General features: G+C 66.1%; 1 pseudogene. It reads left to right on the forward strand.

Annotation, left to right across the window (positions count from 1 at the left end):
• Nucleotides 1–301, forward strand: a pseudogene (locus AC5RWX_RS34575) (hypothetical protein); the annotation flags it as partial.

Genomic DNA, 301 nt, shown 5'->3' on the forward strand with positions numbered 1-301 from the left:
GCCCAGGCCGGTTCGGTGCCGTTCGAATATGACTCCGCCAACCCCCAGGAAATCGGAATCAAGGTCAATGACCAGGGTGCCAAGGACGTCCTGAAGTACTGGGACGGAATGGTCAAGAAGGGGCTGGTTGCCACCGACGACGCCTTCACCGCGGACTACAACACCAAGCTCGTGGACGGCTCATACGCTGTCTACCTCGCCGCGGCCTGGGGTCCCGGCTACCTGCAGGGCCTGTCCGACGCCGACCCGAACGCAGTCTGGCGCGCCGCCCCGCTGCCGCAGTGGGACGCAGCCAACCCCG

Source organism: Arthrobacter sp. SPT-J7 (assembly GCF_059089965.1).